Below are 25,733 nucleotides of genomic sequence, written 5' to 3'. Positions count from 1 at the left end.
TACTCGGTGGCCGATGATCACGGAAAATAAAGCTCCATACCAACAAATACCGCTCGGTCGTAAGATCCAGGCGGTATTTGTTACGTTTAGAATGTATAAAAATGCACCAAATCTGTAAAATGGATATTGAACATACGGGCAGAAAAGCGCAGGAAGAGCAGAACCATTCTCTTCATGAATAGGTTGGATGTATGCACGCGATAGGAATTTTGTATTTGTAAAAATGTTACTGAACAATAACAATGATACCATCGGATCAAATGAATGGGGGAAATCCAATGGTTATCTCAAGAAGTGGCAGTGACACGTATGTTACCAGAGTAACAAATGGCATTGATGAAATCTATTCCGATACTTCCGAAGATAAAGGAGGAAGCGGGAAGCATTTTAGACCACATGAACTTCTTGAAGCGGGTTATGCTTCGTGTTTGAATATCACGACCAGAATGGTTCTCGATTCCATGAGTCTGTCGTATGGGGCGGTCACTGTTAACGTGAAGTTGGACAGAAGCGACCCCGCGAAGAGTGTTTTCAAATATCAGATTGAAATCGAAGGTTTGCTTGATGAAGAAATCAAACGAACGGTGTTGAAAAAGGTTGCGAACTGTCCCGTAAAAAGAACGTTGTCCAAACAGTTGGAATTCATGGATGAAACCAATATTGTTTGACATATGCGGGTTTCACAAATACGGTGAGACCCGCCAAATTTGTTTGTAGTCTATCACGAAATCTACTTGCGCTAGTCATAATGAACGACACCGGCTCCGTTTCGCACATCGTGGTTTACACTGAAGTTAGGAGACCAGTGCAGAGCCACATACGAAGGGAGCCGATACTATGAAGACTATCACAAAGTTTGTAGGTTTGGATGTGTCTAAGGAAGGCATCGCAGTTGCGGTAGCAGACGAGGGCCGTGGTGAACCGAGATATATCGGAATGTTCCCTCATACGGTGGAAGCTGTAAGGAGCCTGGTACATAGATTGGCTTCAGATGGCGTCGAACTGGAGTTTTGTTACGAAGCAGGTCCGACAGGCTATGGACTGTATCGACTACTGCGCGCAATGGACATGCCGTGTACCGTTGTCGCACCATCCCTCATTCCAGTTCGCCAAGGAGACCGAGTGAAGACAGACAAGCGAGATGCGTTGAGATTGGCACAGTTGTTCCGTGCTGGTGAATTGGTTGCAGTCTTTGTCCCGAATGAGGAAAACGAGTCATTACGGGATTTAGTGCGGGCACGGGAAGATGCGGTGGAAGACCGTACACGGGCAAGGCATCGGCTATCCAAGTTCCTACTGAGACACAATCGGCGTCCTGAAACTAAACTTAGTGCTTGGGGAGCTATGCATCGTCGGTGGTTGGACGGTCTCAAATGGGCGGATCGCCGAGAACAAGTGGTGTACCAGGAGTATTTGCATCACTTAGACGAGATTGAGGGACGTCTCAAACGTCTTGAGGCAGCTATACACTTGGAGGCAACGGAAAGCGAGAGAGCTCCAGTGATTCAGGCTTTGCAAACACTGAAGGGTGTTGCAGAGGTCATCGCAACCTCTTTGGTCGCTGAGGTTGGGGAGTTTCGTCGTTTCCGGAATCCAAAGCAGTTAATGGCATATGCCGGACTGGTACCATCCGAGTATTCGAGTGGTGTATCTCGAAAGCAAGGTAGAATCACGAAGTCTGGGAATGCACATCTCAGACGGGTTCTTGGTGAGGCTGCCTGGTGTTACCGATATAAACCCGCCATTAAAGGAAAGATTCGTAAGCGGCAAGAAGGTCAGAGTCCCAAGATCCAGGACATTGCTTGGCGAGCACAGGACAGGCTCCATCGAAAGTATATGAAGATGGTATCTAGAGGTAAGCATCACAATGTAGCCGTCACTTCAGTAGCAAGAGAATTGTTGGGATTTATATGGGCCATCGCATGTGAGGCAGAGCGACAGATGGAGACATCGACTGCAGTATAAGTTTTGGAAAAGAACTGTAGTAAAGAATAATTGTAATTAGGGTTGAAGGTCGGGACTGAAGGCACAGGAATCCGGTACGGGGAAACCTCGTCCCCCGATTGTGCAAGGTCCAGAACCTGACGCACGAAGCTAGTCCGAGGCAGCCCCATGACGGAGGTACGAAATGTGGTAACCAACCCACGGATATCAGTGTGCCAACCGTCGACGAACCTTGCCTTCGGTCCGGGCTTTCAACCCCATCACGACACGGGGCTTGACGGTGTCGTTCATATCATCGGGGGCATTCGTACAATATGGCCTATAATAGAACCATAAATAAAAATTCTTAATTACGTATGAATATTCTATATCTCTATAAAATCTCACTTCAAGGGGCACTGCGTTTTGGGCATCTCCACCTGCAAGTTGCGGCGACCCAAGGCTAGTTATCACTTTCTTTCTAATTAAATACGGACGGCGACGAGTGGCGAGCCGTTGTATCAACAACCGTACGGTCTGTCAGAAATATAATTTTAGTTCGCCTGCGTCGTTATATTCTTAAAGCATAAAGCCCGATTTGTATCTTCATCCTGAATCCGTGACGTCTGTAGAGACTGGTCAAGGTAGTTTTGAACATGACTCCAAGCGTCGGCGAGCAGTCAACAGAGTGGTTCATTTTTGCAGAAGAGAGGAGTCTGTGAATTTGTCCACAGGTGAATAACCCCTTCGTTTCAGGGATGCATTCACATGTGGATACATCGGACGCTCTTTCCCTTCTTCATCCAAATGCTTCGTATAGTCGCCTAAACACGGGCAACCACCGGTTACCTCGTCCGAATCGTAGCCGTGTCTGCCTCGCGTGTCTCGTCATTTTCGCCGCAAGCGTGATGAGATTCTGGATCACGGTGCGTATGCGTCGCCTCTCTGCTTTCTTCCGAATCGGTGCATCCTGCTCTCTCAGGCTCTCCTGTCCGATGATGCGCAACAGGTTATATGCCAGTACACCAAAATGCAAGACAAGGTCGTTCGTTGCAAACTTCCCCGAGGGCAACCGTTCCAAATCTAAATCTGTCTTGATCTCGCTATGAAATTGCTCCATCGTTCCATGTGCATGATACAGGTCGATGATCACCTCTGGAGCCTCTGGCAAGCTCGTGACGTAGACGTTTACCTCAATGCTCGGGATGAGTAATGCTTGACCGTCGCTCTGGATCGTGCGTTCAATCACTTCAAACACCATCCGGACCGGTTTTTCTAATCCCTTCATTGGAGACAGGATGGACCCTCTGTACACCTTCTTCCCTGCACGGGGCTCTGTGTAGGTACCGTGTTGCTCAGCCGTCAGCAACCACGCATTCGGGTTCTCCTTACGTAGGTTCTTCTTCACGATAAAGTCGGCCGAGGTTTCGTCGGCCCTGCATACGACTAAGTTTTCTACGCTGTCATTTCCCGCATCTAAGCGTACGAGTAGGCGCTTGTCCGAAATTCGTTGAGCATAGCGGATACTCTGAGCCAGAAACGCGGCGGTCCCCTTTTGACAATGTGTACTTCCCGTTCGGAACTCTACGTGAACGGCGTATCCTTCCTGTCCTAAGTAAGCGAAAATCGGCGCGTATCCGTCGCACCCTTTATAGGTACGAGACACGCCCTCCTTCTTGGTTCCTGAGTTGTCAAATGGGGATACATCAATGTCAAGCGGTAGATATTCACGATGCCCATCCCCCAGTACAATGGGTGCAAGGTACACGCCCACCTTGCTCAATAGGTCAGCTGATTCTTCGAGGATAACCGATTGCCAGTCACATTTTTCTTCGGGTGCTACGAGATCCAGGCGTTGGCGTAGTGTTGGACTCGACGGTACATTGGAAATGGTCAGCGCTTCAGGGAAGAACTCGTCCTGACGCAACGGCTCAATGTGGTCAAAGTCGCTCTTCCCCTGACACAAGAGGCCCAGGTAGGCGTAGGCAACATCTTGATTCGAAATTTCCGTATACGCGCGCCCTGGGACAGGGAGGGCATTGAGACGTGCGGATAGTTGAGTCTTGCCAAGGAGCAGTCCAACCAGAGCAAGTCCAGAATGGGATGTCAATATTTCATCTGACTCTTCGATCACAAAACGCATGAAGGCACCACCAAGTAGGTGAGGTAGATTCGTCCATCTGATAGCGCCATTTTACTTGATTTCACGCGATTTTTGTCGTCCTCTTGAAAATCCACGTCACGGATTCAGGTTCATTATTTTGTTACGAATAACTACCTGTTCATGATTAACCAAGAGTGTTGATCTAAGTGTTTGATTTTGTATGGAGAAATACTCTTGAAACGTGCGCTTACAGGTATTGCTGCAGCAGCAGTCGTACTCGGCTCAGTTTCGCCGATGGCATTCGCTGCAACAACAACATCAGGTCTAACCAAGGCCGGCCAACTACCTATCGTAGTTAACGGTTCTGTTCTTTCTAACCCTTACGAAATGACGGGCAAGGATTCTGGTAACACCACCGCTTTCTTCCCTGTCTACTACTTCAACCAAGCTTTGGCTAAGATCGGCTACACGGCTACTTGGGATGGCACGACGCACACGTGGGCTATCACGGCTCCTGGCGTAACGGCTGCTCCAGTTGCTGGCGGCGTTGGCACGGGTAACACCACCATCACCGTTAACGGCACGGTTGTTAAGAAGATCAACACGCAAGCTGCTAAGGATCCAGCTGCTAGCAAGTCCGCTGCAGCAACGACCTACCTGCCAGCTTTCTACGTTGACGAAATCCTACAGGCTCTCGGAGTCAACGGTACCTTCTCCGGTCAATCCGGCTTGAAGATCACGGGTTCTGTTACGAACGGTGCTCCGCAGTTGAGCAACTTGAGCTTCTCCGGTCAATTGATGGGCTCCGGTACCTCGTCTTCTCCAGTAGCTCAGAGCACAGGGAATACCGTAACGGCTTCCACAACGTTGACTGATGCAAATGGTAATGCAATCAATGGTATCAACGTTACCTATACTGTAACCGTACTAACTGGTGGGCAACCGACTGTAACAGCTGGTTCTCAAACTTTGGCTTACACGGGTACGGGTACTGATTCTAACGGCAAAACATACTACACCTATTCTGTACCAACTGACAGCACGGGTGTAGCTAATATAACCCTCGGTTACTCTGGAAATGCATCCTATACACTACAAGCTAGCGCTCCGTATAGTTCTAACGGAGTTACGGTAACGTCCAAAACTGCTTATGTAGAATTTGGTCAACCAGGAAGCTTGCTGATTTCACCTGTTAGCTTGACGCAGGGTTATTCAACGCCAACCAACGCTACGGCTGGACTGGTTCCAGTTACGGTTACAATCATTCCTGCGTTCGCTGGTCAATCAGTAAGTAACATTCCGGTTCAATTTACATTGACACCTGGTTCGGGCACTTCGAACTTTGCAACTTCCACCGGCAGTTACTTGGCAGGGGCTGGTAACTACACGGTAAATACGGATGCTAGCGGCACAGCTACCGTTTACGTAAATGCTAACGCAAATGCTACTGCGACCGTGTCCGCTCAGGCTACAGTTGGTGGAGCTGTTGAAACTTCAGGTACCTCAAGCCTTACCTGGCAACAAGCTGGAACAGCTACGCAAATCAAGAATACAGCAGGTAACGACGTTACAGTTGGTTTGAACACTAAGGTAACGCTGTCCGGTCAGGTGCAAGACGCAAATGGCAACCCAGTTGCTAATGCACAAATCCTCGTTACTGGTGACGACGGTGGCGATGACGATGTTTCGTACGTAAATGGTAGCACCACAACGGCGTTCCCTAACGTTGGAGCTACAACAAATACGTCTCTTGAGGGTGTATTGGCATCATCTTCGTTTGGTGACGTCGTTACCACGGATGCCAATGGTAACTTCTCCGTTGTAGTAACAGATTCGGAAGCAAAGGCACCTACGATCCAGTTCTGGTCTGTGCAGAACGGATATGTAGCAAACATTCCAGCTCTTTGGACTGTAGATACAGCTAACAGCAATGCTGTAACGTGGTCTAATGCAAGTAGTTCCTTGAACAACGTGTATGTTGATACGACGGTGAGCGGTCTCGTGAAGTCTGGAGCAGCTAACGACGAGTACAACAAGGTGACGGGACTTTCGCTTCAAAGCGGTACGGGCGGAACGATTTATGCAGGGGCTTTCGCAGGTAGCACACCGTACACGGCGAATGGTTGGACGCAATACACCATTTCTGGAACCAACCATGCTGAAATTGATTCCGTTGATGGTGTAGCACTGAATGGTACTGGTGGACTGCCAAACCAACCTTCTAGCGCTATTGTCAATGTGAAGTACACGAGTGGTTCCATTAGCGATGTAACGGTTGACGGAACTGATATCTTCTCGAATGCTTCCTTTGTGCCACCAAGTGCAGGCGTAGGTGTTGATTTCGTTGCTGACGCTTCAGCAATTGAAAATGATACATTTACAATAACTGCTGGTGGATACTCCGCTACGGTACAGGCTAACTTTGTTGCTGGGCAGCCTTACGAACAAGGTAATGCATCGCCTGTGACAACATCTGTTGCACCTGGTCAAACCCAGACCGTTACGTTCACGGTTGAAGACAAGAACGGAAATCCAATTCCTTATGGGACGATTCCGCTCACGACTTCGGGTCTCGTGGATGCCGACGGAAACGGTCTCTGGATTAGTGCCGTAAATGGTCAACAATTGACATCGAACATTCCTAGCATCGGTACCGAACCAACCCCTGTACCGTTGTTTGATGCTCATACGTTGACAGGCATCTACGATTCCGTCTATGCTTCGGGTGCAATTTCGGCTAGTGGCATCAAGTCTGGTGTACCAACTGTCCAGCTCTATGCTGACCAAAACGGTCACGTTTCGGTAACATTTGCTGCTGGCGGCGTTGGTTACTGGGACAGCACGGATTCAACGGTCAAGGGTACATCGAGTCCTTTGACTGGTTTGACCGCTTACTTCTCTTACAATAAGGGAACAGGCGCACTTGTTGCTAACAACACTGATGGTGGTAGCAACGATATTGGTACACTCCAATACTAATAAGGATTGGAGCGCACAAAAAGGGAGCCTTCGGGCTCTCTTTTTGTGTTTATGTACGCCAGGCATGGTCGGAATCTTTAGGATGAACCTCCCGATTGGGGGTTGGCGTTATGTTTACCGTTAGCTAAGAGGGTGTCCATCGGGAGATGGAATCTGAAGAGGATGGAAGCAAACCCTCGACCTGAGCTACACGAATTGCATTGAGGATGCCATAGTTGACGAGTTGCCAAGACACAGCGATGTCTCATGTCGCCAAGGAGTATCACAATAGCTGTGTTCTCGGATATAGATGACCCCGTTATGTACTCCTTAACCTAAAACTGATTGTGGCCATGAGTGGCATCAGTCACTTCAGGATACCGTTCCGATTTATGCCCCTCATTCTCCGAAATATGAAAGCAGGGAATTCCCCCACTACGGAACTCTCTTTTTCATTTTGGGGATCTCTTCTCCGACACACATCGTGGGGAAGCCATACATTCGCACGATCACGGCGTCTTAACCGGAGGGTAATTATAAACTCCGAAACACTTGTCCACAGGTTATCCACAATAATATCCACAACGTGTGTGTAAATTTATGTGATATTCTGCGAATGATGTCGTTATGGGTATTTGGTTGGATGCCAGTTTGGTATGCAATGAGTGTGCTGACGTTTGGAGTGAATATGATGTGGCAGTCAGGTTATACGCCATTAAAAGAGGAAACAACTTCGCTACGCTCGTTGCACTGTCGTACTATCGTCCGCCGTGCTTGATTATTTCATTTGTGGTCGTAATGGTGTGCGGCGAATCCAATTGTCGATGCGCTGTTAACAACGTTCACGACGGCAGATGTATGGATTGAATAAACGTGATGGCACAGTTATATGGGATTGCGATGTATATTGGAAAGCGGTGGACACAGAACGTCCGACCGCATTGTACAGAGAATCTACTGTGAAGTTTTCTATTAAAGTATATAAACCCGCTTCACAATCACAATCTACGTATCCATCTCACATCTTTCTTTCCGACTCGGTCAATGTATAGCCCAAACTCAGTGCGCAATATGTCATCCGTCAAACTTTGGCGTTCATCTGACCATTTTCGGAATCGAGCGTACGAAGTCTTTTCCATCATTGACATGGGCACAGCTTGTCCGTGTTTGTCGAATAACCGTTTTGCTTCCACAGCTATCACCATTGCCTGTTCGCGTCGGTGATACAATTCCTCGTCAAAAGGCTCGAATTCAGTTAACTCCGATCCCTGTAACAGTTGATGGAGCTGTTGCGGAACATATGCATGTTTTGTAGCCAAATACACGTGTGAGGAAGAGTGATCGAGTGCGTTTCGAATGTTGATCCGATGTAACGTCTGCATTGTCTCGACAAGTAATATACGTTTATATATATCATCGACAAGCGGATCGTCGAACCATTGACCCTCAGTTGCTCTAGTCTGTTCATACGTCCGAATCGATGTGCCGTGTATTGCGTGAGCTATGGCCATATAATGTGCTACATTCCTATTCAGCAAACTGGTGAAGTACAGACCGTTGAATTGGTTCAATTCGTTCTTTCCCACTGTATTAAACAGGTGAAAATTGATCTCGTCAGACCGAATACCGGTTGCATCTGGTTTCTGATATATATCAACCTGCTCAGATGATAGCGTTCCCAGCTCGTCGTAGAACTCGTAATCGGATCGAGTCATCAACGGGAATACATTAATGCCTTCCGCACGAATACTCATAATCCGATCGTGGATCACTTGGTGAATACGACCTTTTAAACGAGTGCTACTTGAAGTCGGAATTTTATCATGATGAATGTGCAATCGGGAATAATCATGCGGTGACTTTACGCTAAAACAGCGGTCAATTGAACCGTGGTATTCTGGGTCAAGGTCACCAGTGCCATCTAGTATTAAAATTGGACAAGACAACTTGCGATAATCCATGCGTTCGGCAAATAGTAATGAGTCTTTTGTTTTCTGATACCATATAATAGCGGCGTCGTCACGCGTCACCATTTGCTTGAACGCATGAAATCGCAAAACATGATCGTTATTCATCTTCGATTGATACTTACCGACTATACGCATCCATTGTTTCGTGTCAACGTCGAGTTGAACTGCATTGCATTTGGTGGTCAACGGTGGATTTTCCGTAGAACCATCAATTCGTCCATCGTAGGATAACAGTTGTAGAGGTTGTCCGAAAAGCATCCGATTCGAGTAAATGTCTAGCCAAATACATGAATACAGGCTTCCTGATATGGGATAAGTTTACTTGGTAATTTGGTGAATGCCTCCGTATGGGAACACATTGCCTGCTCACCCTTGAAAATGGGCGCACGAACCCCTTGTCAGTAACATTGGCTTTTGTTTATTTTCCAGGTTCTGCTTGCCTATGCAGCGATATCGAGTTTCAATTGCTCGGCCTGGACTGTATACATTTGTGTAATTCGCTCTATGTGGTCATCAGGCAGCATGGTCTCTCGAATGTGACCTATCCTCGCCTGCATGAGCTGGAATATATCCTGCATGGTGAAGAAGGACTGTACTCGTTTGTTTGTTCGTACAGGCACCTTCTTGTGTTTCATAACTGTTGTCAACTCATTGGACTCTTGCGCAAAGGACAGCTCAATCTGCCTTCTGAAATCAAGCATCTGGGCATGCAGCATGGTGCCTTGTGGCACCGGGCCGTATGCAATCGGTTTGTCGTCAAAGGAAAATTCGAATTGCCTGCTGCATACCCCGGATAGCGGGCATGACTGGCATTTCTCTGAGTCCCCACGAAACCAGGAAGTGGCCGTTTTCCAGTCAAAGCCATCCCAAATCAGTCGTTCGCCTTGTTCGCACTCAGGTTGCCCATGTTCATTACATTCCTCTGGCATCACCATACCACTGCGAAACCCTGTAACCACAGCCATACTGTGTTTGTGGTATGCCTCCTTCTGGTCATCCGCATCTATGTAACCCATGTCGGCAACGAGATACTGAGTGCGCATTTCGTTAATCTGCCGGAGTTTCTCTATCAGTGGAAGCATCACTCGAATGTCGCCCACATTCGCAGGCTTAAGGATAGACAACAAGGCCACAGGTCCTTGAGATGTTCTTACTGCAATCGAGTGCTTCCGGTAACCAACGAAGAAACGGTTCTGGTTCACCTTGCTGCGCTGTGCCCCATAGGTGGCGTCCGGGTCAGAAAACGTTTTTTCACATGTGCAAACTGACTTAACCTCACAATCGCAGCGTTTTTTCTTGTATCCGTTGACATTGGCGTAAATCGGACGAGAGTCAATAGCGGCGAGGGTGTCCTGGATGAATCCCTCCATGTGAATGGATTGACGTATAAACTCGTCACGAATTTGTTCGAATACGTCCGGCCCTACTTTGTTACGGAAGTCACTCAGGCTCTGGTGTGACGGAACCTTTGCTGGATTGGGTACACCGATGAAGCTGCGCCACGCCTGGTTCTTTGGGTCTCGCAACTGTTTGCACAATTGACGGAATGAGGTAATCTCCGGCCTAGTGAAATACAGATAGTGCATCCGGAAATAGGCGATTGGAGATGCGGGTCTGCGTCCTCTCTTGTCGTACAGGGGTCCGACGAGCAGGTCCAGGAATGAGTCGTCAATGTGATCTACGTAATCAACGAGTTCGGGGTCGAAGCCAAGCGTGTTATAATAGGCGTATGGAAGCAGGTCTAACTGCAAATATATGGAAAAACGCACCTCCAGAACTGGAAAATTTGACGGCTGGATACCTTCAATTTTACCAGTTTTGCGGATCGGTGCGTTTTGCTATTTACTCAAAATTGCGGGCTTTTCGGACACGCTCTTAAAGTCACGTGCGAGGGTTTTTTTTTGCAAAGAAAAGCGGCCAACCATCATACTTGAGTAGTTGACCGCGTATACATCAGTGAGATATTTTGCGTCTAAATTCTGTGCATCAAAACCGAAATTACGTCTAATTACACCTGGTGTTGTGGTGTGGTGAAATGTACAAAACCCCGCGCCGTATCAATAATTTTGCACATTCTATATCACGCTAGAACACATGCCGGCACGCACAGTTTCGGTCTTGAAAACCGCCGTGTTCGCAAGGGCACCGTGGGTTCGAATCCCACCCTCTCCGCCACGTTAAAAGCCTTGATACGTCAGGGTTTTGTGTGACTTGAACCATAAGTTTGCCATATCGGTAGCCTTGTGGTTCATTTTATTTTCGGCAAATTTATAGTTCCATTTTAGTTGAGTATTCGTTTGTTCCTTTCGCTATTTCGCCAATGACCTGATATCTCTAATCATCACAGAATTATGGAGCCAAATGTCGAAGAATTTTTCTCTTGAGTCCTAGGACAATGATGATTCTTCCATGTAAAGACATGCAGGTCTTTTATCGGAATAGTGGTTACTTCTTTCATACTTCACGTACGAGAGTTACATCTAATTGATTTTCGTACGAGTCTTTACAATTGTGTGCAGAGTTCGGACTTGTCTCACTGATTCCAAATTTTTTTGCGATCTGTCTAAGAGGGGGATATGGTTGCTGTTTGGAGTTCACCAAATAAACCATATATTTACGTATTGAAGAAAGTAATGTCTGATCAATTCGACGATACTTACTAAGCGATGAAATCTGCGAACAGAGTTCAGGAAAGCGACTCCGAAGAGTTGTCTCGCGGATACCTACTTTGTTAGCGATCTCCCGCAAAGGGGGACATGGACGGACTCCCGAGTTGAGCACACTAGTGAGATATTCATGTACGGGCGTGCGCTGTATCTGACGTATTTCATAACGAGTCGACGAAAGTTGAAAACAGAGTTCGGGAAAGTAGCGTCGAAGGCTTTCGTCAGTTGTCCTAAGTGTCTTTGCAATTTGCTTGATTGTTGGAAGCGGTTGGTCTCGTTTTTCCGCGTTGAGTAGACCCAAGAGATATTCACGCATTGAAGATAGGCGTGTCTCATCAATAGGGCGATTATTACGAGACGATGTAATCTGTAAACAGAGTTCCGGGAAATGATGTCGAAGAGTTCTCTTGTCGACTCCAAACTGGTTTGCAATGCGATTGAGAGACGGATACGGTCGGATTTGATGACTAACCAAATTATTTAAGTACTCATATATGGAAGCGAGTAGTGTATCATTGATTCGTTGGGGTTTAGGAACGGGACTGATTAGTGAACAGAGTTCTGGGAAATGATGTTGCAGAGTTGTGCTGCTGATTTTGAATTGGTTTGCGATTTGCCGCAAAGATGGATATGACTGATCGTCGGAGTTGACCAAATTGGTCAGATATTCATGTATGGAAGAAAGCCGAGTCGGGTCTATAGGCAGATTCCTCCGAGCTGACGAAATTTGTGAACAGAGTTCTGGGAAATAATGTTGCAGAGTTGTGCTGCTAATTTGGAATTGGTTTGCGATTTGCCGCAAAGATGGATATGACCGATCGTCAGAGTTGACCAAATTGGTCAGATATTCATGTATGGAAGAAAGCCGAGTCGGGTCTATAGGCAGATTCCTCCGAGCTGACGAAATTTGTAAACAGAGTTCTGGGAAATGATGTTGCAGAGTTGTGCTGCTGATTTTGAATTGGTTTACGATTTGCTGTAAAGATGGATATGACTGATCGTCGGAGTTGACCAAATTGGTTAGATATTCATGTATGGAAGAAAGCCGAGTCGGGTCTATAGGCAGATTCCTCCGAGTTGACGAAATTTGTGAACAGAGTTCTGGGAAACGATGTTGCAGGGTTGTGCTGCTGATTTTGAATTGGTTTGCGATTTGCCGCAAAGATGGATATGACCGATCGTCAGAGTTGACCAAATTGGTCAGATATTCATGTATGGAAGAAAGTCGAGTCGGGTCTATGCTCGGTTTCCTCCGAGCTGACGAAATTTGTGAACAGAGTTCTGGAAAGTGTCGCCGAAGAGTTACCACGTTGATTCCAAATTTATTTGCGAGCTGCTTGAGGGAGGGAAATGGCTGTTGTACGGAATCAAGCAAATTTGTGAGATATTCACGTATTGATGTCAGTAAAACTTGATCTGGCGAGGTAAGTTCACTGCATATTCCTGAAAAATACCTTTTCAACATATATGTAGATGCACCTGATTCTTTAACGATTTCATTAAGCGAATAAACTTTCGTCCGATTATGCAGAATATGCAGTAAAATAGACTCGATTTTTTGTTGTTGGATTAAGCGGTCTTGAGCTTGATGCCGAGTCTTTCGAGGGATCGTGCTGTTGCTGTCATCTAACGGTTTTGTTTGTACGAGTAATTCACCGATTACTTTTGAATAAGATTCGCTGATGGTAAGGAGATAATCAAGTTGCGGTTTTGTTTCGCCTGTAAACCAATTTTCTATGGTATGGCGATCAATCCCGGACTTCTCAGCCACCTTGTGGATTCCGTTCCAAGTGCTGTCTGTCGATAGTTCAAGAAGATTTTTCAAAATGGTTGTAATGTGTGTCGGCTGATCTTGAACTACTTGAACGAGATTAGCCAAGTCCAGAGTACGTTTAACCGTGTCCTTGGGGGCTTGACCAATTTTTTTAACATCAACATCATACAAATTATGACCACAGGAAGGACATTGTAGCGTCGACTGGACGTTGATTACCTCTGAATTATTCTTCCGGCATTTTGGATTTGGACATTTTGACTGTAGCCACACACCATGCACATGACAGCATTTAACGGCTTTCAATGACCAAAGTAATTTATGATAAGGGCGCTTATCATTTGAAACTGCGGTGCGTAAACACTCTGGACACCATGCAAAGTGCTTCTTCATTAGATTGGCCGTGCTAATGGCGTTACTTAAGTTAACGAAAGTAAGAGCGGAAAGGTCGGAATGAAGTGTAGAATCTTGTACATACCTTAATACAGCATCGGTTCTATCTCCAAATCCATTTATTTGGTTGGTTAAATATGGGCGAAAGGCTACGCCAGTACCATGACTGACATTTTCTATGATTTTACGAACAGGCACCTTGTGTGACTCAGCAAGGCGTACAATATAACTTGTAATGCTTTCGACATCTCCCGTCCCGATACCTATAGGTGCCATATGGTACAGGCGGCTGCGTTGAATTTCGCTATTTTGTAACATGTGTAACCTCTCCGTTTTCCACATGATCTCGTTTTGGTGAGCGATGACCCGGTTGACGTTTGGAGCTGGGCTTTTTTGAGTAGTCTTTTTTTTAGAAGTAGTTCTTTTAGAAGAAGTTTGTTCCTGAGTTTCTGTCTGGATTGCCGCTTTTTTTATCTGTTTTGTTGTATGAGCAAACCAAAGGGACTCACTAAATTCTGTGAGGTCTGCATTGGACTCTTCCATTTCCAACTCCCCAGCTAAAATTTCATTCAACATCTTCTTGCGTTGCTTGAGCGTCGGAATGTGTGGATAAATATATTCTTGGGTAACTGTCTCAGCATTGTCATCAATAGCGTCGGCTAGCGCTTTATATAATATTGGTTTCAAAATGCCTATACACCCTAGACAAGCCTCGTACAATTCCTGAGCGTTGTCCAAAAGATTTGGCATTTGGGGAACCGGCATTTCCGACTGGAAGTCTATTAGGATATCTAGAAATTCTCGAATATCATCAGGCTTACTAAGCTGATATCTTTGAAAGTGAACAGGAACAGAGCGACGACTAAGCTGTTCATTCAGATTGAGGAGTTCTCGAAATTTATAAGTCCCTGCCAGAATAATGTTGCACTTAGTTTTGTTTGTAATGGACTTAAGTACATCCATTTGATTTTCACGTTTCTCATTATTACGTGCACCAATTCCAATATGTTGTGCCTCATCGATGATGAGATATTTAGTTTCTCGATTAATTATGGCTTCCTGAACAGCATCACTGACGAGTTGCGTGGATGGTCTTTTGGCACGACGTGCGTATTCATTAATAAATTCTTGGTTCAATTTTTTTAAAATATCCCAATAGAGATCCTGTTTCCAGTCAAACGATCCGCGTTCAGGTGCCCCGGCTTCAACTTGTATGACGGGAATATAACCTGGGTTGCTCAACATATTGTGTTCCTCTGTCTGTAGGATTAGCGTTTCCAATCTGTCAAGCAGTGTGGTTTTTCCGACTCCGCTAGGCCCAATCAAATTGATAACTTGCTGCTCAACGGCGTTCCTTACCGCTCGCCAGATTCTTTCGCGTGCGAATTCTAAATTTGAATGACTGACTGTATATCCGTAAAAGTAATCTTTCCGAGCTTGTGGGCTGTCGGACAGTAATGCTACAGGAAAATGCTGCTCGATGTCAGCCGTGTCGATCTCCGAGATGAAATTATCGAACATCAGAACCGCTCCTTCTTTTTTGGCTTCCGATGTACAACTGTTGATGTTACAATGCTTTCGGGGATATGTTTAGGTTCAGAGTTATTAGTATCTCTACCGGGAATAACTCGTGAAGCGTTTGAATCGCTCTGTGCAGGCCACTCTGACTCCCCTTCTGAGTAACATTCTTTTAAAGCCCTGTCTCGTGCGACCTGAAGTTTATATTCGTCGTGTTCTTTGATTTCAGAAATGAAGTGTGCCAGTTTACTAGAGTCGATGGACTGGTATGATCCTAGGCGATACTTCTTTCTGTATTCTTCGGTGACAATTTCGATTTCCTTTAGGGAACGCCCATGGTACTCAAACTGTTTGCAGATGCACTTGTGCCATTGATTCTTAACGAAAGCATATACCACACCAGCATTCCAAGGGTCGTACACAACCGGCACGTTCTGCCCCATAACACCAGGTTCCCTAAATACTGGGTTCCAAAAATACTTGTTCTGGAACTTGACACCTGCCCGATGAATCTTTAGGGAACCTTTAGGCGTAGGTGGAAGTGCTAAAATGTCAATTGTCGGTGTATAGCTGATCATTTCGAAGGTACGGTCTCCTGTCATTGCCAGTCGGCTTTCGAACAGTTCTCTCGGACTACAACCGAGAGAAGAATGTAGAGAGCAGTCGTAAATATCGTAGAAATATTCTTCAAGTCTTGTACGCAATGCTCTTAAGGTCCAGATAGCTTGTCGCCTAGGATCAATACTCTTGGTCATCTGGCGTGGCGTTTTGGTTGCTTGTGAATTTCCACGTAGGTTTTTCAACATCTGCGTGGTTATCGTCCCAAAATATCGTTCAATACGATTTCCGTAACGTGCTTCCGCCGGTGGTCTATGCATGAGATGCACTCCATATACAGCTAAAAAAGTTTCAAATGCTGTGCTGTGGAATTCTTTTCCGTTGTCAGCGACAATATACTTCGGTAATCTCTGATAACGCCTAATGCAGTCTTTGAGGACCATAAGGGCTGACACGGCGCTGGGAGCCTCAAAAGTAAGATAGCTGCCTAGAACACGACGTGTGCAATCGTCAATCATGGCTGAGAGCCATGGTTTGCCTAAGACAAGTCCTGTCCTACCATCAACTACAAATATGTCTAGTTGTGTGTGATCTATATGTGCTCGCTCAAGGGGACGCGTAGCATTTGGGATAGATAACTCGCTGTTCGACGGATGCTCGTTCTGATAAGCTGTCCGTCGTCCTTGTCTCCGAAGTGTCTGGATATACTGATCACGTTTCGTGATTGCTTTAAGAAATGTCTTAAATGAAGGTGGCCTAAACCCCTCCTGGTAACACTCTTCGCGAAAACGATTATAGATTGATTTACGGGTTTCCTGAGTTGTATTTTCAAAATGTGTTTCAATGTACTCATTCATCTTTGTGACTAATGCTTCATCGAACCTAGAGTCTCTACGGCCCTTGTGTCCATGCTTTGACAACAATCCAAGGTAACCAATGCCATATATTTGTTGAGCAGTTCTGTATTTTTTAGTCCAATCTCTAAGTGTTCTATCTGACACCTCTTCAATCACTGATTTATCACCAGCGATATACCGCTCGACCTGGCTCGCACGGTAGTTGGCTTCCTTTTGAGCTTTTGGGGAAGCGTGTAGGATTATCTCCTTTGCCTTTTCTGAAGTTTCACTGTCATCTAACTTAATTCCTTTGATGATTCCTTCACGTAAAAGTTGCCGAATTTGGTTATTTGTAAGTGAAACTAGGTCGTCTTTATTCGGATCGATCAAGGTAAGTTGAGTTGAGCCAACATTTGCTATTGTCCAAATACGCCCACTCCAGACGATTTTACTATTCACTTCCAATTGTACAGGGGAAATTTGATCTTGATACGCAGAAGACTTTTTTGAATGATTAAGCATATCTAGAGTTTTGCCTGTAATCTCATCTGAGAAAACTGGCACAAAGTCAGGATCAGACAGGCGGTACTTGTGTAGATCAACGTACAGGTCTCCCGTACGGATCATCTTGTTGATGTCATCTGAGTTAAACTGCTGGCAAAGGTAGAACAGAGTAATTCCTGGTTCGGTTTGAACAGTTTCGAATATTCGCTGACGCGATTCATTAGAAAGATCGTGTCGTTCATAACCATCCAAATATAAAATATTGGAATACAATATCATGTTCAGATCCATCTCTGTGGTGATCCGGTAAGTAAATCCGAATTTTCCCACCTCTTCTTCGCAGGGTGGGGAGTGCCAATGCTCACCATCAAAGGTATATCGCTCGGGGTGTTCTTGCGTTAACTTCATAAGCATTTTGTGGGGTTTGCATTCAATGTACCCACACCCTGTTTTGTTGAGTACAAAGAAATCTGGATAGTCTGTATACGAGTCACGCTTACCACTGATCCGCATGTAAGAGATTTGAAGTTTGGACGGTTGATCATAGATTTCCAAATTCTCGTCGTTATGTTCATAGTCCCAGAGTGTTGCAAGCTCTAAAGTGCCACTCTCATATTGTAGGGACATACCCATTTTTCGACTTTGAAATTTCCCTGTGACATGTCTTGGACCGGACACTACACTACGAGATGGATTACCGAGTCGAATACGCTGGATGGCTTTGAGCATAGGTTCAGATACGTTATTTCTTGTGCACCATTCTGCGAATTCAAGTTCGCTCATCATAACTGTAGGTCACTCCTGCTGTTCATTTATTTAACTATTAATTAGTCTAACAGCATTTTTAAAGGTCGTTGGGAAGTACCTTAAATCCCGTTTTTGAATTCAAAATTTCTTCTTCCCGCCAGAGCCAAACCGTGGTACAATAGCGCGTTCCTTTGACCATATTTCCTTAAGGCACTTCTCGCGTAACAATCCAGGTTTTCTCAGATACTCTTCTACGTTCCTTTGGGTTGGGCTTTTACCGTCACTCCTGACTGCTACAATTGCTCGTTTAATATCTAATGCGAGCCTGGAGAGTCTTTCTTTTCGTTTTTCAGTGACATATATCTGAAAACGTAGAGCAATCTGGCGCGCGAGTTCTGGAAACTTCCGACTTAACAATCTCCGATCGATCCGCAACTCAGACGCTAGTGCACGCAAGGAGGGTGGAGGGCATTGTGACAGTGATGCTTGAAGTCGGGTCTGAATTTTTGAGGTTGATAAACATTGTCGGTTGTGATCTTTTGGATTAAATTTCGGAGTAAAAACTAGTTTTTGATGAGCGGAATAACAAATGTCCAACAACACGGGTAAGGGAATCCGATTTGTTTCATGATACCATCCATGTAAAGTGTTCTTTGGAATATTTAATTTTCTGCTTAAATCAGCCCGACTGATCTTAAGTACCGAGGTCAGGGTTTGAATGTATTCTTTAACTGAAATCTGTTTTACCAATTCTGCATTCCCAAAAGCCAAGTATGTGAGGGTATTCAAGGTAGATGTGTAGTAAATTTGACGTTTAAATTCTTCCACGCTACATTGCATCGCAACTGTTGCTCGAACTCCGAGATACCCTCCGCATTTACAATATCCAGGGCTAGCGTACCGCTCCCACCAGAATAAAGTTCGGTGGCAGCACGGACAAAGCTGCTCTAAAGTCTGCTGATGAAGGGAGCAAACTTGTACTACTTGCAGTATCCAAATCAGTGGTTCGTACACGTCCATTTGTGAATCGTTCATCTCCTGAAGACAGGCCGAACACCAGGCCCGATGATGTTTAATCAGGCCCCGATCGCTAATTAAGTGCTTGAAGGGGAGAAGTGTTAGGCGATAAAGGTCACTCCGGTGGGTTAGATTTTGGACGGTTTGTACTAAAGTAGTTGCTCCGTCCCCAATACCGTTTAACGAACCGGACTGTGCCAAAAATTTCGTACCTCCACCGTCACGCATAGTATTCAAGTAAGTCTTGTCAAGGGCTGGAATCAAAACATCATGAATCATACTCGACATAGAAATGTAATGCTTGCGTGCCAGCCTACCAACATAGCTCGTGAGACTTTCTACACCATAATGACCAGCTTGTGGTTCAACATTGAACAATCGAGACCGTGGAGCGCAGTCTGACTCTGTCTTAGTTCCCGTTGGTCCAAGCATTAAAATCCCTCGCATACCTTGATGTACTTCAAAGTTCAATCTTTAGCAATTGACTTGTTATACCCATATAACTGAACCTTGTATAGGTTCACATATGCAAACAATATGTTCATAAAGCTAAACATGCATACCTCCACTGTAGATTTGTTTCGTAATGGAAGCTGTAGTATTAAATATTTGCTTTTAATAGATAAAGATTTTGTTTTAATATAGAGAAAAAGTGGACTTTGGAGGAATGAGCGTGTTTAGTTATGGCCCCTTAGTTGCTACCTTGCACCGTAAACACATGGTGAAGATTGATCTAAAAGAAGCCATTGGTATCTCATCAGCAACGTTGGCCAAAATTGGAAGAGATGAATATGTTTCGATGGAGGTTTTGGATAAGATATGTACATATTTGCAGTGCCAAGTAGAGGATGTAATTGAACATATCAACGACGACTCCATAGATTCTGAAGTCGTCGAGTGATGAGCTATGGTCTGATACCCATAGGGGCGTTCGCCTATACTTGATGATCTAGGGTTCGGGTGGCCAACTTAAGTAATCTAGGGTGATGGCTGAAACATTATTAACCCACCACCGTGGACGTGTAGAACTAAAACAGCCCTAACTGAATCGATTCAGAACGATGTGGCTAGGTGGCTCAAGGCTGATATGGAATCCCAGTACGCGACCTGTGAACACGTCCGTAGAAATTGTTAGCCAGGGTCGCCCTAGGGGGTTTCCGGTTTCATCGTCCACAAGTACCACGTCGAGTTTTGTCGAATCTGATTGCACAAGTTCTGGCTCCCGTGTCATGTTTGGCTCTGTATCTCCTGTGCCTAAACTTGTCGAGAAAACCTCGCAGAGCTGTTTAACCTCTTTCAGCAGAGATCCTTTAGTAATTGAAAATCCTTCGACCTTCATCTCGTTTTGAAAACTACGAAACATGGTTTCAAGCTTGATCTTATCCACGATTATCACTCCGTCTACTTCAATTATCGGTCTATAATCTAACAACCCACTGTACCTGAAGTCACAGTGATCCTCGGTCAATGCTAATATCCAAAAAACAAAACCAGGGCTTATCCGTGTCTGAACGTAAGTACATCTCACGGTTACAAACAGGGAATGCAACTAGGAGTCGTCAACCACCTCATCATTGTCTGATACATAACGCTTCCTTTGCATCTAACAAGGTATGTACAAAATGATCGAGGGTGAGTCGTTCAAAAGAGTTCTCTAAGCTCATCTTACGTAGGGCCAATTGAATGAGGGGCATCAAGGTTCCAATCAGTCCTTCACTCAAACTGTATAACACACCCGCTAACTTCTTGTTACTCAAATTGACTGGGAGAGGAGATATCTGCTCCTCTAAAGAATGAAGAAACTCTACGAAATCCTCATCAAGCTCAAACCGATGCAGTTCTAACACGGGAAACCTTCGAGCATACTGACAATTGCCCTCTACCATTCCTCGAATCTCCTCAAGACCGACTAGAACAAGCGCTACATTCGCGGTCTCGCTCAAATGTTTCATTGAATCCATTACTTTAAACATCGGCCCGTTACGGGACATACCAATGTTGTGTGCATCGTCTAAGATAATCATTGCGACATCTCGGGCTGCAAGAAGTGAAATGGTTTCGCGTTGTAAATCTAGAAAACTTAAACGAGATGTCTTCGGAACTGTGTTATGGAGTGATTCGTTAATACTGAGGTACAGTGCTTGTAAGGAGAACGGAAGTGGTGAGTGTAAATATAATATGGGAACAGAACCCTCCTTTGTGCCAGCGTGATCAAGCTTGCTGTCAGAAACGTATTTTCTGATAAGGTGGGTCTTGCCAACGCCGGACTCACCGACAAGTACCATATTCTGAGTCCAATTTTGGTTGATGCTGTTATTCCATCGGAGTGCATCAATTCGGTCAAACAGCCGTTTCTGTTGAGGATGTATGCCCTCTAAAGTAGCTAATCTGTTCAGAAATTCCGACGACTCAAATGCCATTTCTCGTTTGCTCCTTTCCTGTTTTAGTCGTTTAGCTACCAAACCGTACTCTGTCTAGTAATCACCTATCAATCTTTAATGGATCGTAAGTCATACTTGGTGACATAGTTTGCGCAAGTGACTCCCACTATCGAGTGACAGAGCACGTTATTGAATCTGGTGTTACATAGATTTTCCATCACGTCTTTGGCGCTCTGATTATTAAGTCGTGTGAGATCCGAAATTCGGGTCATGGTCCGGAACTTGCACTGTATATCCCTCCAATTGTTTTTTGTCCTACATTCATAGTTTCAAATCTTGGTAATTAAAGTGTATCACCGCAGTTTCATGACTGCTTGATGCTCAATTTTTATTAATATGATTTTTGTCAAGAAAATACTTTAAAAAACTCGCGTCTTTCGTCTCATAATGTCTGCATGGGGAGTAGGTTTAAATACGGATGCATTTTCGCTACACTGATAATGGTTTTTCCGAAAATGATCAGATTTTAAGGTGTTTGTAGTGATACTATAAAGATGACAAATCTCGGTAAAGTGCGATTCGATGTCTTATTAAGACACCAAGATGCGTTTGGTAATGGAATGAGTTTTAACATATATGAATCTGTATATAGATATTATGTATCTGTAAGGAGTTACATAAACGTGGTTAGGATTCATTTATCTCGACTTCTCGGTGAGAAGAGGATGTCTCAAAGAAGGTTAGCCGAAGCAACAGGGCTTCGGCCCAATACAATAAGCGAGCTTTACAATGAGCGTGCGAAAAGGATTGATTTCGCCACTATCGATCGTTTGTGTCAAGCGTTAGATTGTCAAGTGAGCGATTTGTTCGAATATATCCCTCAACAAGACGATGTGAACTAAGTGGTTGACCCACCTCAGCAGGTTGACTTTCCAGTGAGGAACCTTTTGTTTTAAATGGTCGACAAAGCTTTATATCCATAGTATATCTATTAATAGATATCAAATACTAACTAATAGATATGGAGGAATGGCCTTTGTCAGCCGGTGAACTGAAACAATACACTGGTCTTGATCCGATCATGCGAAAGATCGCAAATCGCGAATATGCTCATCGGGAACGGAGTACATCGGAGACATTGAATAGCGACATAGAACACGCCATTCAAACTGTGCTTCAGGAACTGGACCTCTATCTTGAAATGTTGCCAAAAGAAGAGGCTGAGCGGACTAGGCAGTGGTTAGAGGGGGGGCGCACAACAATTAGTGCGTGAATTACATTGCCGTGGTTATGCATGGGGCTTTTTTGACGGGATGCATTATGCATTTGGCTTATAGCAGTTTACAGAGTTACTTCAAGAATTTGGCGTAGGGCAGTTCCACGTCTCGAACCTGAGCGGTAGGATTCGTTCAAGAATTCTACCGCTCAGTTAATCGTATCACAACATGTTATACATTGATTCTTTAGAAACGTGCCTTCGCAACATTTGCCCCCACACTCCACACCTTCCAATAAAATATCCGTTAATGTCAGTCCAAAGAAGAAAACTCAACCTAACCAAAAGTTTTTTAATGGATCTACTTGACGTTTTTCATTTTTACTGTTCCCCAGCATCCTTGATGCTATTACGACCAGTGCATATGCTAGATAAGAGACAAGAAATTAACTGGACCTTGAAAAAGTTAAAGTCTCAACTTTCGCAGAGTGAAATGTGTAGCTAGCCCTTGTGGCGTAAAGACTTGAACGGATTAGAATATTAGCGTTGACAAATCAAAAGCACCACTTCCTTTGGTATAGTAAATGCGACCAAACACTACCATACCGGAAGAGGTGCTCTCCTATATGATAGGTTATGAGACGGAAAACAACAATCAATTGCCTGTCGAAATTCGTCCTGCCTTTCAAGAACTAAAGGTCCTTAAGCATCTGCGTAATGCTGGCATCACCAAGAGGTTTGGGGTTGCGTGTTCCTACCTATTCCAGCTTGTGTTTGTGCTCATCTTCCATCATCGAAACTGGTTTCAATTTCTTGATAGCGCAAAGTCAGAATCATATCCTGGCAAGGATGCTGTGTACCGTTTTCTCAATCATGCCGGATTTGCATGGCGACGCTTTCTCCTATTGCTCAGTGTGGAGGCCGTGAACAAAACCAGTTCGTTAACATCTGACAAGCGTGTCAGCGTATTCGTTGTCGATGACTCCATGTATGAGCGGAACAGGAGTAAGTGCGTGGAACTCTTGGCTCGATTCAAAGACCATGCACGGAATTGCTACTACAAGGGATTTCGTATGTTGACGTTAGGCTGGTCTGACGGTCATACATTCGTCCCAGTGGACTTTTCTCTCCTCAGTTCCGTCAAGTCGCAGATTCAAGGCTTGGGTCAATCGATTGATAAACGCACTCACGGATACAAACGCAGAATGGAATCACTTCTCCCGGCCCCAGATATCATCCCTGCCATGATTGACCGTGCTCTGTCTGCTGGAATGAATGCCTCGTACGTATTGATGGACAGTTGGTTCACGCACGCTCCGTTGATTCAAGCCGTGCTGGATAGGGGACTGGACGTCATCGGAATGGTCAAGGCGGACAACAAACGATATTTACTCGACGGACGGTGCCTGTCCTTGCAAGAGCTGTACTACGCTGCTACGCCCGTTCAAAGTACGAAGAAAGGAATCTTAAGGTCCATACATACTCAACTGCGCCCAGGCATCCCGATCAAAATGGTGTTCGTTCGTCACCGAACCAACAAGAAGGAATGGCTGGCTATCCTGTCTACAGATACGACGCTGACGGTCGAGAAAATCGTACAGATTTACGGCATTCGATGGGACATTGAAGTGTTCTTCAAATGCACAAAATCATTACTGCGTCTGCAGAAAGAGTTTCAAGGACGTTCCTATGACATGCTCATCAGCCACACGACGATTGTCTTTTCACGGTATATTCTGTTAGCTTGGCAGCACCGCCAGAGCACGGACAACCGTACATTGGGGAATCTATTTCTAATGCTCTGCGACGAAGTGAGCGAACTGGACTGGGCCATCGCATTGAGCCAATTGGTTGAACTTGTAAATGATGTTTCCAAGAAGGCAGGCAAACGACTCTCGAAACTGATTCGCAGTCAACTACAGCGGTGGATCGACGGTTTACCCAGCTATATCAAGGCATATCTCCCTGTTTTGGCCTGCGAAAGTTGAGTTAAAGTAAATTTCAATTTCACTATCGGAGGTACAATTATGAAGAAATACAGTGAAGAGATGGCTTTGCAGGCAGCCAATAAGTTTTCCGAGTTGATCTACCGTCATTCAGAAATTATCGAATTGATGGTTGAAGCTGAGGCCTGGGATTTTGTTCGAAATGGAATCCCATTTGATTGGCAAGTGTCATACGAGGATTTTAAATCTTTGGTGTATTGTAATTTTGATAACTCGAGGTTGGAACTTAAGATTGTGCAAGATGATCTTGTTTTATGTATTCCTGAGTTGAATTTTGAACATGTTCTAGGCGGGGAGAGTACGTTTCTTAAAGAGGTCTTTAAATGGAGCCTTACAATGGGATTCTCTCCAAGCGTAAAATTCGTTGGAGCGAGATCTTCCGAGGAGGACGGCAAAGTTGCGTTTATGTTGACTGCTCAGCTGTTTGACCACGTTCCAGAAAATCTATCGTCGGTACCCACATGGCAGAGGAACAATGATAAGCAAAACCTCATGTAGCAGTATATACAAACTTTTTAGACGTCTGCCACCCACATTCCGAGGCAGCTAGGATGCAGGTATGACTTAAGACTTTAAGCATAAGTTTGCAGCTTTGGTGTGCTTATGCTTGAAGCTTTTTGCTTAGCAGACCTACACTTAGTTAAAAACTTTCGCTGTAGTACTAACTAAATCAGTTTGTACCGATTGTACCCATGTAAATGATTGGTGCTTTTCAAACAACAGCACTAGTGAAGCGCAATTGAACGCCGACCAGAGTCACTTGTCCCTGATCGGCGTTGCTCGTTAGAAGGTGCGAGTGGGAATTTGGCACGGCAAAACTGGTAGAATGTTGACGAGAAGTAGGAACAACGTCTAAATGAGACGATAAAAATGACCGATGTGGTTCGCGAAATTGAACAAGAGGCTAGACGAGAAGGGAAGCATGATAAAGCCATTGAAATTGCAGAAAAAATGTTCCGAAAAGGTGCTTCGCTGTCCGATGTCATAGATCTGACGCGTCTGTCAGAGTAAGAAGCGGATGAGATCCGTCGCAAGCTAAACTAAACGAATTCGTCGTAGAGTAAATCGACGATCAACCGAAACACTGCAGCAAGTCAACGGCAATCCACGGCAAACGCCGACCGGAGTCGATTAACACTGGTCGGCGTTTGCCTTTGAAGGT

Annotated in this window: 17 protein-coding genes and 1 pseudogene; 9 read left to right on the top strand and 9 right to left on the bottom strand. The window is 45.0% G+C overall.

What is annotated here, in order from left to right:
- Nucleotides 1–278: 278 nt before the first annotated feature.
- Together NZD89_RS20840 and NZD89_RS20835 are read left to right on the top strand one after the other, a co-directional pair.
- The gene (locus tag NZD89_RS20840) at nucleotides 279–668 is read left to right on the top strand and encodes an OsmC family protein (RefSeq protein WP_268004620.1); all 390 of its coding nucleotides are present in this window, start codon (nucleotides 279–281) and stop codon (nucleotides 666–668) included.
- Nucleotides 669–837: 169 nt separating this feature from the next.
- Nucleotides 838–1,965: an IS110 family RNA-guided transposase gene (locus NZD89_RS20835; RefSeq protein ID WP_268004619.1), complete on the top strand. Its 1,128-nt coding sequence runs from the start codon at nucleotides 838–840 to the stop codon at nucleotides 1,963–1,965.
- A gap of 757 nt (nucleotides 1,966–2,722) precedes the next feature.
- Here the strand turns inward: NZD89_RS20835 and NZD89_RS20830 are convergent.
- Nucleotides 2,723–4,066, bottom strand: a complete 1,344-nt coding sequence (locus NZD89_RS20830; protein WP_268003751.1) for an IS1380 family transposase — start codon at nucleotides 4,064–4,066, stop codon at nucleotides 2,723–2,725.
- 195 nt (nucleotides 4,067–4,261) lie between these two features.
- Between NZD89_RS20830 and NZD89_RS20825 the strand changes: the two genes are divergently transcribed.
- The gene (locus tag NZD89_RS20825; protein WP_268004618.1) at nucleotides 4,262–7,006 is read left to right on the top strand and encodes a beta strand repeat-containing protein; all 2,745 of its coding nucleotides are present in this window, start codon (nucleotides 4,262–4,264) and stop codon (nucleotides 7,004–7,006) included.
- Between the two features lie 977 nt (nucleotides 7,007–7,983).
- Here the strand turns inward: NZD89_RS20825 and NZD89_RS20820 are convergent.
- From NZD89_RS20820 to NZD89_RS29835, 6 genes and pseudogenes are all read right to left on the bottom strand, one after another.
- Nucleotides 7,984–8,739, bottom strand: coding sequence for a hypothetical protein (locus tag NZD89_RS20820; RefSeq protein WP_268004617.1), 756 nt, complete (start codon nucleotides 8,737–8,739; stop codon nucleotides 7,984–7,986).
- A 656-nt stretch (nucleotides 8,740–9,395) separates the two neighbouring features.
- Entirely contained in the window at nucleotides 9,396–10,724 is a 1,329-nt protein-coding gene (locus tag NZD89_RS20815; RefSeq protein ID WP_268004616.1) for a transposase, read from the bottom strand.
- Nucleotides 10,725–11,409: 685 nt separating this feature from the next.
- The gene (locus tag NZD89_RS20810) at nucleotides 11,410–15,309 is read right to left on the bottom strand and encodes a TniB family NTP-binding protein (RefSeq protein ID WP_268004615.1); all 3,900 of its coding nucleotides are present in this window, start codon (nucleotides 15,307–15,309) and stop codon (nucleotides 11,410–11,412) included.
- A complete protein-coding gene (locus NZD89_RS20805) occupies nucleotides 15,309–17,990 on the bottom strand; it encodes a TnsB C-terminal domain-containing protein (RefSeq protein ID WP_268004614.1) in 2,682 nt (893 codons plus the stop codon). Before NZD89_RS20805 ends, NZD89_RS20810 begins: the two co-directional genes overlap by 1 nt.
- 99 nt (nucleotides 17,991–18,089) lie before the next feature.
- On the bottom strand, nucleotides 18,090–18,779 hold the full coding sequence (locus NZD89_RS20800) for a helix-turn-helix domain-containing protein (RefSeq protein WP_268004613.1): 690 nt from the start codon (nucleotides 18,777–18,779) through the stop codon (nucleotides 18,090–18,092).
- A 132-nt stretch (nucleotides 18,780–18,911) separates the two neighbouring features.
- Nucleotides 18,912–19,400, bottom strand: a pseudogene (locus NZD89_RS29835) (TniQ family protein); the annotation flags it as partial.
- A 241-nt stretch (nucleotides 19,401–19,641) separates the two neighbouring features.
- Here NZD89_RS29835 and NZD89_RS20795 point away from each other — a divergent pair.
- Entirely contained in the window at nucleotides 19,642–19,869 is a 228-nt protein-coding gene (locus tag NZD89_RS20795; protein ID WP_268004612.1) for a helix-turn-helix domain-containing protein, read from the top strand.
- Between the two features lie 138 nt (nucleotides 19,870–20,007).
- On the opposite strand, the gene NZD89_RS20790 is transcribed toward NZD89_RS20795, so the two are convergent.
- Together NZD89_RS20790 and NZD89_RS20785 are read right to left on the bottom strand one after the other, a co-directional pair.
- Nucleotides 20,008–20,355, bottom strand: coding sequence for a TnsB C-terminal domain-containing protein (locus NZD89_RS20790; protein WP_268004611.1), 348 nt, complete (start codon nucleotides 20,353–20,355; stop codon nucleotides 20,008–20,010).
- A 184-nt stretch (nucleotides 20,356–20,539) separates the two neighbouring features.
- Nucleotides 20,540–21,388, bottom strand: coding sequence for a TniB family NTP-binding protein (locus tag NZD89_RS20785; RefSeq protein WP_268004610.1), 849 nt, complete (start codon nucleotides 21,386–21,388; stop codon nucleotides 20,540–20,542).
- Nucleotides 21,389–21,903: 515 nt separating this feature from the next.
- On the opposite strand from NZD89_RS20785, the gene NZD89_RS20780 reads away from it, so the two are divergent.
- From NZD89_RS20780 to NZD89_RS20760, 5 genes are all read left to right on the top strand, one after another.
- Nucleotides 21,904–22,251, top strand: a complete 348-nt coding sequence (locus NZD89_RS20780) for a helix-turn-helix domain-containing protein (protein WP_326492868.1) — start codon at nucleotides 21,904–21,906, stop codon at nucleotides 22,249–22,251.
- Nucleotides 22,252–22,385: 134 nt separating this feature from the next.
- On the top strand, nucleotides 22,386–22,622 hold the full coding sequence (locus tag NZD89_RS20775) for a hypothetical protein (protein WP_268004609.1): 237 nt from the start codon (nucleotides 22,386–22,388) through the stop codon (nucleotides 22,620–22,622).
- 569 nt (nucleotides 22,623–23,191) lie between these two features.
- Nucleotides 23,192–24,553 carry an IS4 family transposase gene (locus NZD89_RS20770; RefSeq protein ID WP_268004608.1) on the top strand — a complete coding sequence of 454 codons (1,362 nt, stop codon included), beginning with the start codon at nucleotides 23,192–23,194 and terminating at the stop codon, nucleotides 24,551–24,553.
- Nucleotides 24,554–24,592: 39 nt separating this feature from the next.
- A complete protein-coding gene (locus tag NZD89_RS20765) occupies nucleotides 24,593–25,069 on the top strand; it encodes a hypothetical protein (protein WP_268004607.1) in 477 nt (158 codons plus the stop codon).
- Between the two features lie 372 nt (nucleotides 25,070–25,441).
- The gene (locus NZD89_RS20760) at nucleotides 25,442–25,582 is read left to right on the top strand and encodes a hypothetical protein (RefSeq protein ID WP_268004606.1); all 141 of its coding nucleotides are present in this window, start codon (nucleotides 25,442–25,444) and stop codon (nucleotides 25,580–25,582) included.
- Nucleotides 25,583–25,733 lie beyond the last annotated feature (151 nt).

The organism is Alicyclobacillus fastidiosus, from assembly GCF_026651875.1.
Lineage (GTDB): Bacteria > Bacillota > Bacilli > Alicyclobacillales > Alicyclobacillaceae > Alicyclobacillus > Alicyclobacillus fastidiosus.
The sequence above is the reverse complement of the archived record's forward strand: the minus strand, read 5'-3'. Positions and strand labels throughout refer to the sequence as shown.

Excerpts from the sequence above, each read along its gene's own strand:
- NZD89_RS20785 (WP_268004610.1), bottom strand. The coding sequence starts at position 21,388 with ATGGCATTTGAGTCGTCGGAATTTCTGAACAGATTAGCTACTTTAGAG.
- NZD89_RS20760 (WP_268004606.1), top strand. The coding sequence starts at position 25,442 with ATGACCGATGTGGTTCGCGAAATTGAACAAGAGGCTAGACGAGAAGGG.
- NZD89_RS20810 (WP_268004615.1), bottom strand. The coding sequence starts at position 15,309 with ATGTTCGATAATTTCATCTCGGAGATCGACACGGCTGACATCGAGCAG.
- NZD89_RS20765 (WP_268004607.1), top strand. The coding sequence starts at position 24,593 with ATGAAGAAATACAGTGAAGAGATGGCTTTGCAGGCAGCCAATAAGTTT.
- NZD89_RS20780 (WP_326492868.1), top strand. The coding sequence starts at position 21,904 with ATGACAAATCTCGGTAAAGTGCGATTCGATGTCTTATTAAGACACCAA.
- NZD89_RS20835 (WP_268004619.1), top strand. The coding sequence starts at position 838 with ATGAAGACTATCACAAAGTTTGTAGGTTTGGATGTGTCTAAGGAAGGC.
- NZD89_RS20805 (WP_268004614.1), bottom strand. The coding sequence starts at position 17,990 with ATGATGAGCGAACTTGAATTCGCAGAATGGTGCACAAGAAATAACGTA.
- NZD89_RS20840 (WP_268004620.1), top strand. The coding sequence starts at position 279 with ATGGTTATCTCAAGAAGTGGCAGTGACACGTATGTTACCAGAGTAACA.
- NZD89_RS20830 (WP_268003751.1), bottom strand. The coding sequence starts at position 4,066 with ATGCGTTTTGTGATCGAAGAGTCAGATGAAATATTGACATCCCATTCT.
- NZD89_RS20820 (WP_268004617.1), bottom strand. The coding sequence starts at position 8,739 with ATGAGTATTCGTGCGGAAGGCATTAATGTATTCCCGTTGATGACTCGA.
- NZD89_RS20770 (WP_268004608.1), top strand. The coding sequence starts at position 23,192 with ATGATAGGTTATGAGACGGAAAACAACAATCAATTGCCTGTCGAAATT.